This window comes from Pseudomonas sp. 58(2021) (assembly GCF_017491585.1).
In the GTDB taxonomy this organism is placed as follows: Bacteria; Pseudomonadota; Gammaproteobacteria; order Pseudomonadales; family Pseudomonadaceae; genus Aquipseudomonas; species Aquipseudomonas fluorescens_BT.
This window is the reverse complement of sequence record NZ_JAFGYZ010000003.1, coordinates 254178-271057: the sequence shown is the minus strand read 5'-3', so window position 1 is coordinate 271057 and position 16880 is coordinate 254178. Positions and strand designations below refer to the sequence as shown.

Annotated in this window: 17 protein-coding genes and 1 pseudogene; 10 read left to right on the top strand and 8 right to left on the bottom strand. The window is 59.4% G+C overall.

From position 1 onward, the window contains the following. The first annotated feature begins 275 nt into the window (after positions 1-275). Positions 276-1106 (top strand): undecaprenyl-diphosphate phosphatase, encoded by an 831-nt coding sequence (locus J5M72_RS04890; protein WP_169430311.1) that lies wholly within the window; start codon positions 276-278, stop codon positions 1104-1106. Next, positions 1103-1531 (top strand): DUF1294 domain-containing protein, encoded by a 429-nt coding sequence (locus J5M72_RS04885; protein WP_207864396.1) that lies wholly within the window; start codon positions 1103-1105, stop codon positions 1529-1531. The genes J5M72_RS04890 and J5M72_RS04885 overlap by 4 nt, the downstream gene beginning before the upstream one ends. 2 nt (positions 1532-1533) lie before the next feature. Here J5M72_RS04885 and J5M72_RS04880 read toward each other — a convergent pair whose 3' ends face one another. Continuing rightward, a complete protein-coding gene (locus J5M72_RS04880; RefSeq protein WP_207864394.1) occupies positions 1534-1893 on the bottom strand; it encodes an MmcQ/YjbR family DNA-binding protein in 360 nt (119 codons plus the stop codon). Next, positions 1890-2798: a LysR substrate-binding domain-containing protein gene (locus J5M72_RS04875; RefSeq protein WP_169430314.1), complete on the bottom strand. Its 909-nt coding sequence runs from the start codon at positions 2796-2798 to the stop codon at positions 1890-1892. Before J5M72_RS04875 ends, J5M72_RS04880 begins: the two co-directional genes overlap by 4 nt. A 131-nt stretch (positions 2799-2929) precedes the next feature. Between J5M72_RS04875 and J5M72_RS04870 the strand changes: the two genes are divergently transcribed. After that, positions 2930-3541: an FMN-dependent NADH-azoreductase gene (locus J5M72_RS04870; protein WP_207864392.1), complete on the top strand. Its 612-nt coding sequence runs from the start codon at positions 2930-2932 to the stop codon at positions 3539-3541. 235 nt (positions 3542-3776) lie between these two features. Beyond that, positions 3777-4814: a dienelactone hydrolase gene (locus J5M72_RS04865; RefSeq protein WP_207864390.1), complete on the top strand. Its 1038-nt coding sequence runs from the start codon at positions 3777-3779 to the stop codon at positions 4812-4814. Between the two features lie 3 nt (positions 4815-4817). Here J5M72_RS04865 and J5M72_RS04860 read toward each other — a convergent pair whose 3' ends face one another. The 3 genes and pseudogenes from J5M72_RS04860 to J5M72_RS28900 all read right to left on the bottom strand — a co-directional run. Beyond that, entirely contained in the window at positions 4818-6005 is a 1188-nt protein-coding gene (locus J5M72_RS04860) for an MFS transporter (protein WP_207864388.1), read from the bottom strand. Between the two features lie 138 nt (positions 6006-6143). Continuing rightward, positions 6144-7730 carry an ABC-F family ATPase gene (locus J5M72_RS04855; protein ID WP_169430318.1) on the bottom strand — a complete coding sequence of 529 codons (1587 nt, stop codon included), beginning with the start codon at positions 7728-7730 and terminating at the stop codon, positions 6144-6146. Beyond that, a pseudogene (locus tag J5M72_RS28900) lies at positions 7714-7971 on the bottom strand (hypothetical protein); the annotation flags it as partial. The gene J5M72_RS04855 and the pseudogene J5M72_RS28900, both read right to left, overlap by 17 nt. Positions 7972-8245: 274 nt before the next feature. On the opposite strand from J5M72_RS28900, the gene J5M72_RS28895 reads away from it, so the two are divergent. Both J5M72_RS28895 and lpxO read left to right on the top strand, forming a co-directional pair. Then, complete coding sequence (locus J5M72_RS28895; protein ID WP_243433207.1) at positions 8246-8722, top strand: hypothetical protein; 477 nt, start codon at positions 8246-8248, stop codon at positions 8720-8722. Positions 8723-9294: 572 nt separating this feature from the next. Beyond that, positions 9295-10194 (top strand): lipid A hydroxylase LpxO, encoded by a 900-nt coding sequence (lpxO, locus tag J5M72_RS04845; RefSeq protein ID WP_169430320.1) that lies wholly within the window; start codon positions 9295-9297, stop codon positions 10192-10194. A 40-nt stretch (positions 10195-10234) separates the two neighbouring features. Here lpxO and J5M72_RS04840 read toward each other — a convergent pair whose 3' ends face one another. Further along, the gene (locus J5M72_RS04840) at positions 10235-11095 is read right to left on the bottom strand and encodes a Ku protein (protein ID WP_169430321.1); all 861 of its coding nucleotides are present in this window, start codon (positions 11093-11095) and stop codon (positions 10235-10237) included. Positions 11096-11288: 193 nt separating this feature from the next. Between J5M72_RS04840 and J5M72_RS04835 the strand changes: the two genes are divergently transcribed. Together J5M72_RS04835 and J5M72_RS04830 are read left to right on the top strand one after the other, a co-directional pair. Further along, the gene (locus J5M72_RS04835) at positions 11289-11612 is read left to right on the top strand and encodes a hypothetical protein (protein ID WP_207864386.1); all 324 of its coding nucleotides are present in this window, start codon (positions 11289-11291) and stop codon (positions 11610-11612) included. Positions 11613-11662: 50 nt separating this feature from the next. Then, positions 11663-12808 (top strand): PQQ-dependent sugar dehydrogenase, encoded by a 1146-nt coding sequence (locus J5M72_RS04830; RefSeq protein ID WP_207864384.1) that lies wholly within the window; start codon positions 11663-11665, stop codon positions 12806-12808. A 5-nt stretch (positions 12809-12813) separates the two neighbouring features. Here the strand turns inward: J5M72_RS04830 and rimI are convergent, their stop codons facing one another. Beyond that, positions 12814-13917 carry a ribosomal protein S18-alanine N-acetyltransferase gene (rimI, locus tag J5M72_RS04825; protein WP_207864382.1) on the bottom strand — a complete coding sequence of 368 codons (1104 nt, stop codon included), beginning with the start codon at positions 13915-13917 and terminating at the stop codon, positions 12814-12816. Between the two features lie 92 nt (positions 13918-14009). On the opposite strand from rimI, the gene J5M72_RS04820 reads away from it, so the two are divergent. Further along, complete coding sequence (locus J5M72_RS04820; protein ID WP_243433206.1) at positions 14010-15584, top strand: RimK family protein; 1575 nt, start codon at positions 14010-14012, stop codon at positions 15582-15584. 7 nt (positions 15585-15591) lie between these two features. Then, positions 15592-16515, top strand: a complete 924-nt coding sequence (locus J5M72_RS04815) for a magnesium transporter CorA family protein (protein WP_207864380.1) — start codon at positions 15592-15594, stop codon at positions 16513-16515. On the opposite strand, the gene J5M72_RS04810 is transcribed toward J5M72_RS04815, so the two are convergent. Beyond that, a complete protein-coding gene (locus tag J5M72_RS04810) occupies positions 16496-16834 on the bottom strand; it encodes a DUF2834 domain-containing protein (RefSeq protein WP_207864378.1) in 339 nt (112 codons plus the stop codon). The two genes, J5M72_RS04815 and J5M72_RS04810, sit on opposite strands and share 20 nt — an antisense overlap. Between the last annotated feature and the right edge of the window lie 46 nt (positions 16835-16880).

The following is a 16880-nucleotide window of genomic DNA, read 5'->3' as shown; positions in this document are numbered from 1 at the left end:
TAATAAATCACCGCCAGCATCCAAGCACGTTTCCGTGCCCGGGCATACGCGACCCAAGTCGTAGAGCGCGGCAGCGCTATTACGGCTTGTCTGATAGGATTTCGGCCCCGTGCGTGAAAACCTGAATCCAAGTTGCCATTTCACGGAATTTTGACCGTTTCGTGTGGATCCTTGGCGCGCGGAATCGGTACAGCGACAAACAGCTACGCTGAACGCAGTGAACGTAAAAAAATACTATCGGGGCATGCCTGAGCGCATCGCTCTTTGGGGGATTGATGGACCTTTGGACCGCCTTGCAGGCACTGATTCTTGGAGTTGTAGAAGGGCTGACGGAGTTTTTGCCCATTTCCAGTACCGGACACCAGATCATTGTTGCCGACTTGCTCGATTTCGGAGGCGAGCGAGCGATGGCGTTCAACATCATCATTCAGCTCGGCGCGATTCTCGCAGTGGTCTGGGAATTTCGACGCAAGATTCTCGACGTGGTCATCGGCTTGCCGACTCAGCCGAGCGCCCGGCGCTTTACCGCCAACCTGCTGATCGCCTTCCTGCCCGCCGTGGTGCTCGGCGTGATCTTTGCCGATCTGATTCACAAATACCTGTTCAACCCGATCACCGTGGCCGCGGCGCTGGTGGTGGGCGGGATCGTGATGTTGTGGGCCGAGCAGCGTCAGCATGAAGTTCACGCTGAAACGGTCGACGAAATTCGCTGGACGGATGCGCTGAAGATCGGCTTCGCCCAGTGCCTGGCGATGATCCCCGGCACCTCGCGCTCCGGCTCGACCATCATCGGTGGCCTGTTGTTCGGCCTGTCGCGCAAGACCGCCACCGAGTTTTCGTTCTTTCTGGCGATGCCGACCATGGTCGGTGCGGCGGTGTATTCGGGCTACAAGTATCGCCACCTGTTCGTGCCGGCCGACTTTCCGGTGTTCGCCATCGGTTTCGTCACGGCGTTCATATTCGCCATGATCGCGGTGCGTGGCTTGCTGAAATTCATTGCCAGCCACAGTTACGCGGCATTCGCCTGGTACCGGATCGTGTTCGGTCTGTTGATTCTGGCGACCTGGCAGTTCGGCTGGGTGGACTGGGCGGCGGCCAGGGCATGAGTGATTCCCGCGCACGTCGTCCGGATCGCGGCTCGTCCGGCGGCCGCATCCAGCACCTCAAGTTTAAGCTGTTCGTGCTGCTGATCGTCTGCGCGTTGCCGCTGTTCGGCTCGCTGTCGATGTGGTTGCGCGGGATTTCTCGCGTGCCGCTGGCGGCCTACGGGATTGTCAGCGTGCTGGCGTTCTTCCTGTACTGGGCCGACAAGCGCAAGGCCCGCGCCGAGACCTGGCGCACTCCGGAAAACGTCCTGCATGCCGTGGAACTGGCGGGCGGCTGGCCGGGCGCGTTGATTGCCCAGCAGGTCTTGCGGCACAAGACGCGCAAGGTGTCGTTTCAGATTTTGTTCTGGGTGATCGTTGCGCTGCACCAGGTGTTCTGGATCGATCAGTTGTTCCTCGGTTCGAACCTGCTGGCGTTGGGGTAGAGCTACAGCAGCAACCCGACCCGGGTTTTCTTCGGCAATTTGCTAACCACCAACTGGTGAGAACGTTGCAGCAACCCTTGCAGTTCCTCGGCGCCCAAGGGGTAGGGCGGGTGCATGATGATCCATTGTGCCCGCGCCAGATAAGGCGCCGGGTGAATGCCCGGCCGGTCGCAATGACCGAGAAACAGGTCCTTGTCGACCTTGAACGCCAGCGACTCACCGCGCAGCCCCTGCAAGGCGAACATCTTGTTGCCGGCAATCGAAAACACTCGCACACCGCCCCATTTGTAGTCTTCCCGGGCGCCCGGCAATGTCAGGCAGAAATCCGCAACGTCCGCTTCGCTCATCTTTCCTTGTTTCATAACAGCCGTTCTCCACAGGCATTGAACGATTCCACCAAATGATCGATCCAGGCACGTACCGCCGGCATCACCCCGCGTCGATGCGGGTATACGGCTTGCAGCCAGCCGCCGGGCAACGACCAGTCCGGCAGCAATTGCACCAGCGTGCCGTTGTTCAGTTCCGCTTCGCAATACATCATCGGCAGCAGGGTGAAACCCTGGCCGGCCAGCACGCAGGCCTTGCGTACGATGAAATCGTCGATGCCCAGCCGGGCTTCCAGCGCCAGATCGCAACTCTTGCCGTGCTGATCGAGCAGGCGCACATGCACCATGCGATCGGCTTCCAGCGCACCAAGCACCGGCAGGGCTTTGAGGTCCTGCGGATGATTGATTTCCACGCCCTGTATAAAGGAAGGACTGGCGACCACCACCATCTGTGCCTGGCGCAGACGGCGGGTCACCAGCATCGGCTCTTCGTCGCCGTGTTCGCGCACGCGCAGGGCTACATCGATGCCTTCGGTGATCAGATCCACGCGACGATTGATCAAGGTGACTTCCAGTTGCACCTGTGGGTATTTGCCGAGGAAATTGCTGATCACCACTGGCAGCATTTCATGGGCCAGCCCCGTCGGACTCGAAACCCGCAATCGGCCACGGGGCTCGCTGGACATGCTGGCCACCGTTTCATCGGCCATTTCCGCTTCCAGCAGCATCGCCTGGCAGTGACGCAAATAGCGCTCGCCAACCGCAGTCAGCTTCAATTGCCGGGTAGTGCGTTGCAGCAGGCGCGCACCGAGGCGTTCTTCCAGTTCGGCAATCCGCCGTGACAGGCGCGACTTGGGAATGCCGAGCAAGCGGCCGGCAGCAGCGAATCCGCCGGCCTCGACCACTTTGGCGAAATAGTAGAGATCGTTGAGGTCTTGCATGTGGGGCGAATCCAACTGTTCTATCGGTGGGACGAACTATCGCATTGTTGCCGTCTAATCAGCTATTGGTTTCGTAGGTAGGATTGTCTCCATTCCGTCGCCACCGGCGATTCTTTCCAGGAGATTCCACTATGAAACTGCTGCACATCGATTCAAGCATTCTGGGCGACAACTCCGCTTCCCGTCAGCTGAGCACCGAAGTCGTGAAAGCCTGGCAAGCCGCCGAGCCAAGCGCTGTCGTGACCTACCGCGACCTGGCCGCCGACGCCATCAGCCACTTCTCGTCGACCACTCTGGTGGCCGCCGGCACCGCCGCTGAACTGCGCAACGCTGCACAACAGCACGAAGCCGAACTGAGCGCCAACACCCTGGCCGAATTCATCGCGGCTGACGCCATTGTCGTTGCCGCGCCGATGTACAACTTCACCGTGCCAACCCAGCTCAAGGCCTGGATCGACCGCATCGCCGTCGCCGGCCAGACTTTCCGCTACACCGAAGCCGGCCCTGAAGGTCTGTGCGGTGGCAAGAAAGTGATCATCGTATCGACTTCGGGCGGCATCCACGCCGGTCAGGCCTCGGGCGTGGCTCACGAAGGCTACCTGAAACTGGTCTTCGGCTTCCTCGGCATCACCGACATCGAAATCGTCCGTGCCGAAGGCCTGGCCTACGGCGAAGAAGTTCGCAACAACGCCATGAGCGCGGCCCACGCCCGCATCAGCGAGCAACTGTTCGCCGCTGCGTAAGGCTTTCGTAAAGAACAGCTCTCGTTCAGGCAACACCCAAAAAACTCTGTATTCTGGTTCTGCAAGGGCCGGATACGGAGTTTTTTGTGTCCGACTGTTACATAATCTGGCCCGGGTTATGCAGTCTTACGATCAACGTCTGAGTGCAGCGCCGCGCCGGATCACCGAACCTCGGAGTTTCGGGCGTCGAACACAACGGATCTTTCGATTGAGTAACAACAGGGTGGGGCATCCCATGATGCGTCTTTGTGCAACGTTACTGATTTGCCTGCTCGGCAGCCTGAATTCAGTGCACGCAGCCCCCGGCCAGTACCCACGCTGGAGCGTCGGTTATCACGAGATGACGTTCCTCGATCCGCTCGACCTGCAACCGATGCGTGCCATCGCGTTCTATCCCTCCAGCGACCGCGAGCACATGAGCCTGATCGAGGGCTATTCGGTCGAGGCCGGCGAAGACACCAAAATCGCCCTCGGCCGCTTTCCGATGCTGATGCTGTCCCACGGCAACACCGGCACGCCGCTGGCCCTGCACGATCTGGCCACATCCCTGGCCCGCAAGGGCTTTGTGGTGGTGGCGGTGATTCATCCCGGTGACAACTCCAGGGATCACAGCCGCCTCGGCACCTTGAGCAATCTTTATGGCCGGCCGATCCAGATTTCCGAAGCCATTACCGCCACCCTTGGCGATCGCATGCTGGCGCCGTTCGTCAACGCCGACCAAGTGGGCGTCATCGGCTACTCGGCGGGGGGCGAGACCGCGTTGATTCTCTCCGGCGCGCAGCCTGACCTTGATCGCCTGCGTCGTTACTGCCAGGAACGTCCGGATGATCGCGACGCCTGCAACACCCAGGGCGAACTGATCGTCGATCGCGATGACCTGCAACCGGTGGCCGACCCGCGAGTCCACGCCTTGCTGTTAATGGCGCCGCTGAGCCTGAAATTTGGTCGGCACACCCTGGCCGACGTGCATGTGCCGGTGCTCCTGTACAGCGGCGACGGCGACAAACTGGTGGCGTTCGACAAGAACGCCGCCGCCCTGGCGCGCAAACTGCCGACTGCGCCAGACTTCAAGTTGCTGGCCGGTGCGGGACACTTTGTGTTCATGGCGCCGTGCAATGAAGAGCAGATCCGTGCGATGCCGGCGCTGTGCACCGATGCTGACGGGGTGGATCGTGAAGACATTCACCGCAACCTGATTTCCGAAGCCGGGCGGTTCTTCTCCCATGCACTGGGCAAGCCTTCCCGGGCGGGGATGCAGACGGCGGATCAGTAAGCGTCAGGCCATTGCCCGACGCTTGAGCCACAAGGTCAGCGCCAGTCCGGTCACGGACAGCAGTGCTGCGACCAGGAATATCCTCGAATACCCCAGATTCAGCGCTACCGCGCCCATCAACGGCCCGGCGACCGCCAATGCCAGATCGAAAAACACTGCGAAAGCACTCAACCCGGCACCACGGCTGGAGCTGGGCACCTGCTGGATGGCTTCAACACCCAGCGCCGGGTACACCAGCGACAGCCCGAACCCTGCCATCCCCGCGCCGATCAGTGCGTAACCGGTCGAGGGGGCGAGCCACAGCAACAACAGCCCGACGGTTTCGATGCTCATGCAGGCGATGGCCGAAGCAAAGCCGCCGAATCGGGCGATGGCGCCAATGAACAGAAGCCGCGACAGGATGAAGCACACGCCGAACACCGTCAGGCAGTAGGCCGCGCCGGTCCAGCCGCGATTGAGGTAATAAAGGGTGATGAACGTGGTCAGGGTGCCGTAACCGATCGAGGCCAGGCTCAAACTGGCACCGAACGGCGCAATCCGCCCGAATACCGCCCAGAACGGCAACCGCTCGCCGCGCACCACCGGTACGGAAGGTTTGTTGCGGATCAGCAGCAGGGCGCCGGCGGCCAGTACCGACAGCGCGATACCGAGGCTGGTAAACCCGTAGTCGGCCACCATCAGCACACCCAGCGGCGCTCCGATGGCAATGGCGCCGTAAGAAGCGATGCCGTTCCAGCCGATGGAGCGGGCGGTGTGCTCTGCACCGACCTGGCCCATGCACCAACTGATGGTGCCAACACCGATCAAGCCCTGCGCGATGCCGAGCAGCAGACGCCCTGCGATCAGAATGATCAGGCTCGCCAGCGGGACGTCCTGCAGCAGCGTGGAAACGAGCGTCAGCAAACCGCTGAGCACGATTCCCGACAAGCCATAAACGATCGCCCGTTTGGTCCCGACAGTGTCCGACATGCGCCCGGCCATCGGCCGGCTGAGCAGGGTTGCCAGGTATTGCGATCCGATCACCAGACCCGCGATGACAGCACTGAAGCCCAGTTGTTCGTGCACATAGCCTGGCAACACGGCAATCGGCAGGCCAATGCAGAGGAAGGCGATAAAGGTGTAGAAAACGATGGAGACGATCTGCAGGGTGATCGCCATGGAGCTTTGAGGTGGCTGTTGCTGCGCAGACATGAGGGCTCGTTCGCGGGCGGCGGTGGGAGAGTCCGCATCATGGCTTGGCGGTGAAATAAAAGAAAGCAGGCTAACTATCTTTCCCGGACGCAATAAAAAGCCCCGCCATGGGGCGGGGCTTTCGACTCTAGGCCGCTATCAGAACACGACGCCCTGGCTGCGCAGGTAATCGTCGTAGGTGCCGCTGAAGTCGGTCACGCCGTTCGGGCTCAGCTCGATGATGCGCGTGGCCAGGGACGATACGAACTCACGGTCGTGGCTGACGAAGATCAGCGTGCCCGGGTAGTTTTCCAGCGCCAGGTTCAGCGCCTCGATCGACTCCATGTCCAAGTGGTTGGTCGGTTCGTCCATCACCAGTACGTTCGGCTTTTGCAGGATCAGCTTGCCGAACAGCATGCGACCTTGCTCACCACCGGAGATGACCTTTACCGACTTGAGGATCTCGTCGTTGGAGAACAGCATGCGGCCCAGGGTGCCACGAATCACTTGCTCGCCCTGGGTCCACTGACCCATCCAGTCGAACAGGCTGACGTCGTCTTCGAAGTCGTGGGCGTGGTCCTGAGCGTAGTAGCCCAGCTCCGCGCTTTCGGTCCACTTCACGGAACCGGCGTCCGGGGTCAGTTCGCCCATCAGGGTGCGCAGCAGGGTGGTCTTGCCGATACCGTTCGGGCCGATGATCGCGACGCGTTCGCCGGCTTCAACGGTGAAGCTGAAGTTCTTGAACAGGGTCTTGCCGTCGAAGCCCTTGGACATCTGCTCGATGGTCACGGCCTGGCGGTGCAGCTTCTTGGTCTGTTCGAAACGGATGAATGGGCTCACGCGGCTCGATGGCTTGACCTCGGCCAGCTGGATCTTGTCGATCTGCTTGGCGCGGGAAGTGGCCTGCTTGGCTTTCGAGGCGTTGGCCGAGAAGCGGCTGACGAACGTCTGCAGTTCGGCAATCTGGGCTTTCTTCTTGGCGTTGTCCGACAGCAGTTGCTCGCGGGACTGGGTCGCCGCGGTCATGTACTCGTCGTAGTTGCCCGGGAACAGACGCAGCTCGCCGTAGTCCAGGTCGGCCATGTGGGTGCAGACGCTGTTCAGGAAGTGACGGTCGTGGGAAATGATGATCATGGTGCTGTTACGCACGGTGAGGATCGATTCCAGCCAGCGAATGGTGTTGATGTCCAGGTGGTTGGTCGGTTCGTCGAGCAGCAGCACTTCCGGATCGGAGAACAGTGCCTGAGCCAGCAGAACACGCAGCTTCCAGCCCGGCGCGACTTCGGACATCGGACCGAAATGCTGTTCCAGCGGAATGCCCAGGCCCAGCAGCAGTTCACCGGCGCGGGATTCAGCGGTGTAGCCGTCCATTTCGGCGAACTCGGTTTCCAGCTCGGCCACGGCCATCCCGTCTTCTTCGCTCATTTCCGGCAGCGAATAGATACGATCGCGTTCAGCCTTGACCTTCCACAGCTCTTCGTGACCCATGATCACAGTGTCGATCACGGTGAACTCTTCGTAGGCGAACTGATCCTGACGCAGCTTACCCAGGCGCACGTTCGGCTCGAGCATCACCTGGCCGGCAGACGGCTCCAGATCGCCGCCGAGGATTTTCATGAACGTCGACTTGCCGCATCCGTTGGCGCCGATCAGGCCATAACGGTTGCCGTTGTTGAATTTCACCGAAACGTTTTCGAACAGCGGCTTTGCGCCGAACTGCATCGTGATATTAGCTGTGGAGATCAATTGCTTTACCTATCAATGGGTTGCGAGCCGCACATTTGGCGCTTGGGCCACTTCTGGGGCATTTTGGAGCTTTTTCTTCCCGGGCACGGTCACCGTCAGCGTCGAGCCAGCGGGCGTGGGGCGAGAGCAGCCTCTGGACGCAGCGTCCAAGCTGTTGGGCAATAAAGGCGGGATTCATGCCAGACATTGCGCGCATTGTCGCATAAGTAATGCGGCAGTTGTATGGCGGACGATAACGAACCTGCGGCCTGGCCGGCGGCGTCGCGTCCTTCGGTCACTCCGCACAAGCGCTGATACCTGCAATTTCGTCCAGGTTTCAACAAGGGATTTTTTTCACTGAGGAGCAGCCCGCCGGGTTCGGATGTTTCCTGACCATTTCACGGGTAGCAATAGCGACATGTTCTCACCCACTTTATATGTGAGGTATCGCTACCTTGTTTTATCGCTCGTGGTTGAACTCGATGTCCCCGAGCGCGTCCTAGATGGCAGTAAAATCAACCCTTGTGGATGCCATCATGCGTTTCAAAAGTAAAAACCTCGTTGCCGTCATGTCGTGCGTAATGATGTTTGCTGCGGCGCCGTTACTGCCTGCCGGACTGTCCGTCATGGCTTCTGCCTATGCCAAGGATGGCGGTGGTCATGGTGGTGGTAACGGTGGTGCGGGTGGCGGTGGCGGCAGTCACGGTGGCGGTGTCGGCGGTGCCGGGCATGGCGGCGATAGCGCCGGGCACTCAGCCAGCGCTTCCAATAATGGTCGTGCCGAAGGCCAGGAGGCGGATCATGAAGGCAGGGCCGTTCGGGATCACGGCGTGAGTGGTCAGCACACGGGACGTGACCACAACGCTGACCGTGGACACGGTACAGCGACTTCAGGTGTTGCACATTCTAAAGCGACACGGGGCTTGTCGAAGGCGACGGCGATCTCCGCTACAACGCCAGGCGATCACAATACCAAGGGATTGAGCAAGGCCAGCCTTTCCACCTCCAAATAAACGCGGTTCATGATTCGCCAGGTCGATTGGTTTCATTAAACCTTTGGCCTGGCGGATCATCCGTATCTCGCTTCAGCATTTGCGGCACTCTGCTCCAGTCCACCGGGCCATTCGTTTGTTGTGGCCGGATTCCCATCTGTTCCGATCCTGAATCGTCCTGCCAAGCACACGCGCATTCAGAGACAAACTCTGCAGTGCTCTTCTGATTTCTTCGGTAGGGTTCCAGGAAATCAACGCCTCAAGCTGCCTTCAGCACCACGTCTGGCGCGCTGCCGCCACTTCTTTTCGTCGAACTCAATCTGCCGTAACGCTGATGTCACTGGCATGGCTGGCGCGCGCGCGATCGCAACGGCTGCCGTTTGGCCGAATCAGCGGACAGTTTTTCACAGATGAGGTTCACCATTGGTTACAAAGTATGGCTAAAATGCCATCCGATCACCCAATAGCCGCTAACGGCAAGGGCTCAAGGAAGTGCCACCGGGACAGTATTTGTATTCATGCCACTGCATCAGACCCTGAGCCAATGGCCGGCAGGCGCGCAGTTTGTTCATTTTTGACGTGTGACGATTTCCGTGAAACTCATCATTGCTGCTATTTATGTCATTTCCATTGCATACGTACACCTGCGCGGTCGTGTGCGTCACAAACTGGGCCGTCAGTTGAGCGACCACTCGACGTTTCTCGCGCCGATCAACTGCTTCCTTTATCTGTTTTCGAAGAAACCGAACAAACCCTACCTCGACCCGAAGGACTTTCCCGATCTGAGCCCGTTGCAGGCCCATTGGGAAGAAATCCGCGAGGAAGGTCAGAATCTGCTGCGAGCCGGTGCGATCAAGCGCTCCAACCAGTACGACGATGTCGGTTTCAACTCCTTCTTCAAGACCGGTTGGAAGCGTTTCTACCTGAAATGGTACGGCGACAGCCATCCGTCGGCGCTGCAACTGTGCCCGCGCACCACTGAGCTGGTGCAGAGCATCGGTTCGATCAAGGCGGCGATGTTCGCCGAACTGCCACCGGGTTCTAAACTGGTGCGTCACCGTGACCCGTATGCCGGTTCCTACCGTTATCACCTGGGGCTGGAAACGCCGAACAACGCCGGTTGCTACATCAACGTCGATGGCGAGAACTATCATTGGCGCGACGGTGAAGCGGTGATGTTCGACGAGACCTACATTCACTACGCGGAAAACACCACCGACCAGAACCGCATCATTCTGTTCTGCGACGTCGAACGCCCGATGAAGTATCGCTGGGCCGCTGCATTCAATGGCTGGTTCAGCCGTACTGTGATGTCGGCCGCCGGTGCACCGAACGATGCGGGCGACCGCACCGGCGGTATCAACCGCTTGTTTACCAAAATCTACAAGATCCGCCTGCGTGGCAAAGAGCTGAAAAAGCGCAATCGCGCGCGCTATTACCTGGAAAAGTGGGCGATCTTTGGTGGTCTGCTGGCGATCTTCATTCTGATTTGATAGATCGGGCGACTGTTGAAAGACAGTCGCCCGATTTCATTTACGAGGCCTTTCTGGTTTTTTTGGCCGTCGTTGTCTTGCTGGCAGCCTTGGCCTTGGGTTTGGCAGCAGCCTTGCCACCCAGACTGCGCTTGAGCAGTTCCGTCAGATCGATCACATCCGCAGACTTGCGCTCTTCTTCGCCGTCAACGGTCTCAACGTCCTCGATCTTGCCTTCATGGGCCTTCTTGTCCACCAGGGCCATGATCTTGTCCTCGAACTCGTCGCGGTAATCCTCGGGATTCCAGTCGGCGCTCATGTCTTCAACAAGCCGTTTGGCCATGTCCAGTTCGGCTTTGGCTAACTGGGGTTTGGTCACTTCGCTGCCCAGCGCCAGTTCGTCCAGGCTGCGTACTTCCTGCGGCCAGCGCAGTTTCACCAATACCAGCGCAGACTCCAGAGGCATCAACGCCGCCAGATACTGACGTGTGTGTAAAACCACCCGGGCGAGGGCGACCTTGTGGGTTTTGTTCAGGGTTTCGCGCAGCAGGGCGTAGACCTTGCCGCCGCGCTTGTCGGGCGCCAGGTAGTAGGGTGTGTCGATGTTCTGCAGCGGGATCTGCGCGCTGTCGACGAAGGAGAAAATATCGATGGTCTGGGTCGAGACCGGGTGCGCCGAGCGAATCTCCTCCTCGCTGAGCACCACATACCGGCCTTTTTCGAATTGCACGCCTTTGACAATGTGGTCCTTGGTGACTTCCTTGCCGGTGACCTTGTTGACCCGTTTATAGCCCACCGGGTCCATGCTGCGGCTGTCCAGCCAGTCAAAGTCCACGCCCTGCGACGAGGTGGCCGAGACCAGCGCCACAGGGATGTGCACCAGACCGAAACTGATTGCGCCTTTCCAGATTGCCCGAGCCATGGTGCTGTTCTCCGAGTGATGTTCGGGTGACCTGTTTGCCAGCGTAAAAGTTTCTGTTGTTTGCGGGGGCGGCGGTAAACGGCAGGTCAAGCCGTGTTACATCTTGTTTAGCGGTGACGGGTTAACAAATCCGAACCCTCGGCGTAGCGTGGACTCGAAGGCTCTGACCCCAGCGCATCGAGAGAGGCCGTTCATGAACCGTTTTCTGTTTGGCATCACATTGCTGGCCCTCACTGGCGGGCTGGTTCACGCCGATACTCTGCGGCTGGCGCAAAGTCCGACCGGCAACAGCAGCAATCCCTACAACAGCCCGATTCACCGGGCCAATCCCAACAGCATGCAGGGCACCCAGCCTGCCAATCCGGTGATCCGCGGGCCGAATACGGCGCCAGTGCCGCGCCAGCCTACCGTCGAGAACGGCGGCATCGGCAATGGTCAGCCATTGCGCTCGGTGCCGAGCACACCGCAGAAATTCATTCCCAATCCACCCGCCCGTGACGGCGACAGCAACCGTTGAATGGCAGAACCGTTTCTGTCAGCCCTTCAAACGAACAAAAGGAATCGTGCATGTTGCGTAAAACCCTTTTAGCCGGCTTGTGTGCCAGCGCAGTGATCTGCGGCCCGGTATCCGCCGACACTCCCAAAGCGCTGCAAAGCGAACAGGGCACCCTTGAAGTCACCACCATTACGCAGGGTCTTGAGCATCCGTGGGCCCTGGCGTTCCTGCCGGATCGTCAGGGCATGCTGGTGACAGAACGTCCGGGCAACCTGCGGGTGGTCGGGGCTGACGGCAAGCTGTCGGCGCCGATCGATGGCGTTCCCAAGGTCTGGGCCAAGGGGCAGGGCGGATTGCTGGATGTGGTGCTGTCGCCGGACTTCAAACAGGATCGGCTGGTGTACCTGTCTTACGCTGAGGGCGGTGGTGCCGGTGACAAGGCTGGCACGGCGGTAGGGCGCGGGCGTCTGTCGGACGACCTCAAAACCCTGAAGGATTTCAACGTGATCTTCCGTCAGGAACCGAAATTGTCGGTCGGCAATCACTTCGGCTCACGCCTGGTGTTCGACCGTGATGGTTATCTGTTCATCACCCTCGGTGAAAACAACGACCGCCCGACCGCGCAGGATCTGGACAAGCTGCAGGGCAAAGTCGTGCGGATCTATCCGGACGGCAAGGTGCCGGATGACAATCCGTTTGTCGGTCAGTCCGGTGTCCGCCCGGAGATCTGGTCCTATGGCCATCGCAACCCGCAGGGGGCAGCGCTCAATCCATGGACCGGCACTTTGTGGGAAAACGAACACGGTCCTCGCGGCGGCGACGAGGTGAACATCATCGAACGCGGAAAAAACTATGGCTGGCCGCTGGCAACCCACGGCATCAACTACTCGATGCAGCCTATTCCGGAAGCCCAGGGTAAAACCGTCGAAGGCACCGTCGCACCGCATCATGTCTGGGAAAAATCACCGGGTGTCAGCGGTATGGCGTTCTACGATGGCGACCGCTTCAAACCCTGGCAGCACAACGTGTTCATCGGCGCGCTTGTCACGCAGGAGCTGATCCGCCTGCAGTTCGATGGCGACAAGGTGGTGCATGAAGAACGTCTGCTGGGCGACCTGAAGCGACGGATCCGCGACGTCCGGCAAGGGCCGGATGGTTACCTTTATGTGCTGACGGACGAGTCCGACGGTGCGCTGTACAAAGTCGGACTCAAATGAACGCGTCATGCAAGTGAGCGGGCGTAGAGCACCACTGCTGCCCGCAGCTTGCCCCGGCCGAACCGACACATTTTTTCGAACTCCCCATGGCTGACCGGCACATGCTGGCAGTCCATGGGCTGGCGATGCTGGCTGTGGTCGACATCCGGGTCATGCAGATAAACGAAGTCCTCGTCGCAGTCGGTGACGATCACCCAGTGCGGTGACTTGGAGCGAGTCAGACGATAGCTGCTGATCAGCACCAAAGGTTGCCCGCCGGCGTTGAGCAGGCGGGGCAAATCCAGTGTTGTGCCGATGATTTGATCAACATCGGTGTCGTTCAGCTGTGCCATGAACTCGTCATGCACCAGGCGCATGACGTCTTTTTTATGCATGTCACGCACGCCGTCGAGAAACAGCGGCCCGGTCATGCTCAGCTGCAAACGCACGCGAAACCCTCTGCGCCATGCAGCCAAAGCCAGCCCTTGAGGGCTGCAGCCACCATGGCCGGCGGTCATGAACACCGTGGTTGCTTCGCGCCAGAGCTGCAATTCTTCGCGACGCTCCAGCACACGAGCTGCCTGCAAGGCACCCATGGCCATCAGCAAGCAGGCCGGACCGCAGGTGAAATCGGTGGTCTGCCGGTAATAGGGCACCTTGATGCTGCGTGAGTCGTGGTGTTGCAGAATGCGCTTTTCCAGGCGCAACGCGTCCGCATGGTCTTCGTAGTAGTCGTGAATCAGCGCAAAGCGCCGATAGCCACTGCGTTCGTACAACGCGATGGCGGCGGGGTTGTCAGTGCGCACCTCCAGCCGCAGGTAAACGCAGTCGTGCTCAAGGGCACAAGCCTCGATGCGCTGCAGCAATTGCTTGCCCAGGCCTGCACCCCGGGCATCGGGGGAAATGGCGATGGAATACAACCGCGCAAGTGACGTGCCCCGATGAAACAGCACCAGCGCATAACCCAGCAGTTGACCTCCGCGTTCGGCCACCCACAATTGGCCGTGGGCGCGGGTGATCATCCATTGAAAGCTGCGGCGGGTGAGCCGGTCCGTGGTGAAACAGTGCATTTCCAGTGCCAGCAGCGCCGGTAAATCATCAACTGTCGCCAATCGAAAAACAGTGTTCATATGACCGCCGTAAAAGTTGCGTAACGAAACGGGACTTTCGAAAAAGTTCGTGCTTAATAGAAAAGGTCTTGTTCTCCAACGGATCAATTTCTATGTCAGCGGTACAGGGTCATTGGCGCGAAGTATCCATTCAAAGTTTGCCACCGGCAACTTATTTAAAACCGCAGGTCAGAACTTCCAGTCAAGTGAAAATTATCGTCGAACGCAAGGAGGACTGGGCCTCGTACTTTCCCAGCGAAGACATCCTGACGGCCCAGGAATATCTCGAACAACCGCCCGACAGCGAGCCGGGAAAACGGGTGCAGGTGATCAACCTGTGCCGCAGCTACAAGTATCTTGGGCACGGCTACTATTGCTCGCTGCTGGCTGAAGCCCGAGGGCACAAGGTGATTCCGTCGGTACGCACCATCAGCGAGCTGACCCGAAAATCGCTTTACGGTCTGGCGCTGGACGACCTGGATAAAACCCTGGAAAAAGCCCTCAGTCATCATCTCTACAACGATACTGAAGGTTTTACGCTGACACTTTATTTCGGCAGAACGCATATCGAACCGTTACAGGATCTGGCCCGGCAATTGTTTGAAGTGTTCCCGTGTCCGATTCTGTTAGTTGAATTCCGTCGAACTAACGGATGGCACATCGAAGGCATAAAGTCCGGTGCCCTGCACAAGTTGCGCGACGATCAGGAAGATCAGTTCGCCAATGCGCTGGACGGTTTCAGCCGCAAGGTCTGGCGTGTACCGCGTTCGCCGCAAGTGGCGCGTTATGACCTGGCAATCCTGCACGATCCACAAGAAGCCTTGCCACCGTCCAATGCCCGCGCACTGGAAAACTTCGTGCGAGTCGGCAAAGGCATGGGCATCGATGTCGAGCTGATCGAACGCAAGGACTACGCACGGCTGGCCGAGTACGACGGCTTGCTGATCCGCGAGACCACCAGCGTCGACAACCACACCTACCGCTTCGCCAAGAAAGCCGAGAGCGAAGGGCTGGTGGTGATGGACGACCCGACGTCGATCCTGCGCTGCACCAACAAGGTCTATCTCACTGACCTGCTCAACAGCCATCAACTGGGCATGCCCGCCACGGAAATTCTCTACAAGGAGCGACCCGAAGACTTCGAACGGGTCGGCGAACGCCTCGGTTTTCCGTTGGTGCTGAAGATCCCGGATGGCTGTTTCTCCCGTGGCGTGATCAAGGTCGAGAGCCAGGAGGCTTTGCTCGAAGCCACCGCCGAACTCTTCGAACACTCGGTGCTGTTGCTGGCCCAGGAATTTTTCTACACCGAGTACGACTGGCGCATCGGCGTGCTCAACCGCAAACCGATCTTTGCCTGCCAGTACTTCATGTCCAAGGGCCACTGGCAGATCTACAACCACAAGGCCAAGGGCCAGGACGTGAACGGCGAATGCCGCACGTTGGCGATCCACGAAGCACCGCGTGCCGTAGTGGAGCTGGCGGTGAAAACCGCCAACCTGATCGGCGACGGTTTGTACGGCGTCGACCTGAAACAGGCCGGCGACAAAGTGGTGGTGATCGAGGTCAACGACAACCCGAACCTCGACGCCGGCATCGAAGACGCTTACTTGCAGGACGATCTGTATTCGTTGGTACTGGAAGAGTTCGTGCGCCGTCTCGAGCTCAAACGCCGTGGCCAGGCCTGGTGACCGGCCGATGATCAACAGCTTTGCACTGAGCCAGGGCGCCCTGCAGCGGGTCGAACGGCTGGACGCCGAGGTGATGCTGTTCAGCAACCCTGACGCCGCCGAGCGTGACTTGTTGCACAGTCATTTCAAGCTCGATGAACACGCGCTGGCCTCGGCGCTGGACCCGGACGAGGTGTCGCGGATCGAGTTTCACCCGGATCATCTGTTCCTGATCTGGAAACGCCCCGAGAACTATTCCGGCGGTGGCAGCCTGGCGTTCGAGGTGTCGTCCTGCGGTTTGCTGTTTTCACCGGGCCAGTTGCTGGTGATCGCCACCGACGACACCCCGCTGCACGGGCTCGGCACGGGCCGGCCACTGAATGCGCCGCTGGATGTGTTGCTGGACCTGTTGTTCAACAACATCCATCACTACCTCGGGCATCTGAAGGTGATCAAACTGGTCGCCCGGGAGTTGCAGCAAAAATTCAACGCCTCGATGCAAAACCAGCATCTGGTGCAGATGTTCAACCTCAGTGAAAGCCTGATCTATTACATCAACGCCCTGCACAGCAACGGCGCGGTACTGACGCGGCTGCGCAATCACGCACAGAAACAACATTTCGACAGCGACGTTCTCGGCCTGATCGACGACCTGATCATCGAAAACAACCAGTGCTACAAGCAGGGGGAAATTTACTCCACGGTGTTTTCCGGGCTGATCGATGCCCGGGGCAACCTGATGAACAACAGCATGAACAACCTGCTGCGCAAGCTGACGCTGATCAACGTGGTGTTCCTGCCGCTCAACCTGATTGCCAGCATTGGCGGCATGTCGGAATTCAGCATGATGACCGCCGGGACGCCGTGGTGGGTGTCGTACCCGTTGTTCCTGGCGGCGATGTTGCTGGGGGCGGGAGGGATGCTGTTCGGGCTCAGGCGTCTGGCGAAATGACCGGGGCCGGGCGCTTGCGATCCAGCAGGCCCCGGACTACCAGGTACAACAACGGCCCGACCGAAACAAACACCGCCGTCAGCAACAGATAAGGCACCACCGACCAGCCCGACTGCCCACGCTTGCGCGTGTCCTTGTACATCCAGACGCCGGCCAGCGTTGCCAGCAGATAGAGATCGATCACCACTTGCGCGGTGTCCGGCCGCGACATCAGGTTGATGCCGAAGTGGATCAGCGATTGTTCGGCTTGCAGCATCACGCTAACGGTGTAGCCGCTGAACGCGATCAAAGCGGTGAGGGGCAGGGCGATGGACATCATGCGTTCCTTCCTTGGTCAGATGTGCGAAAGGCCAGCCTACAGACTC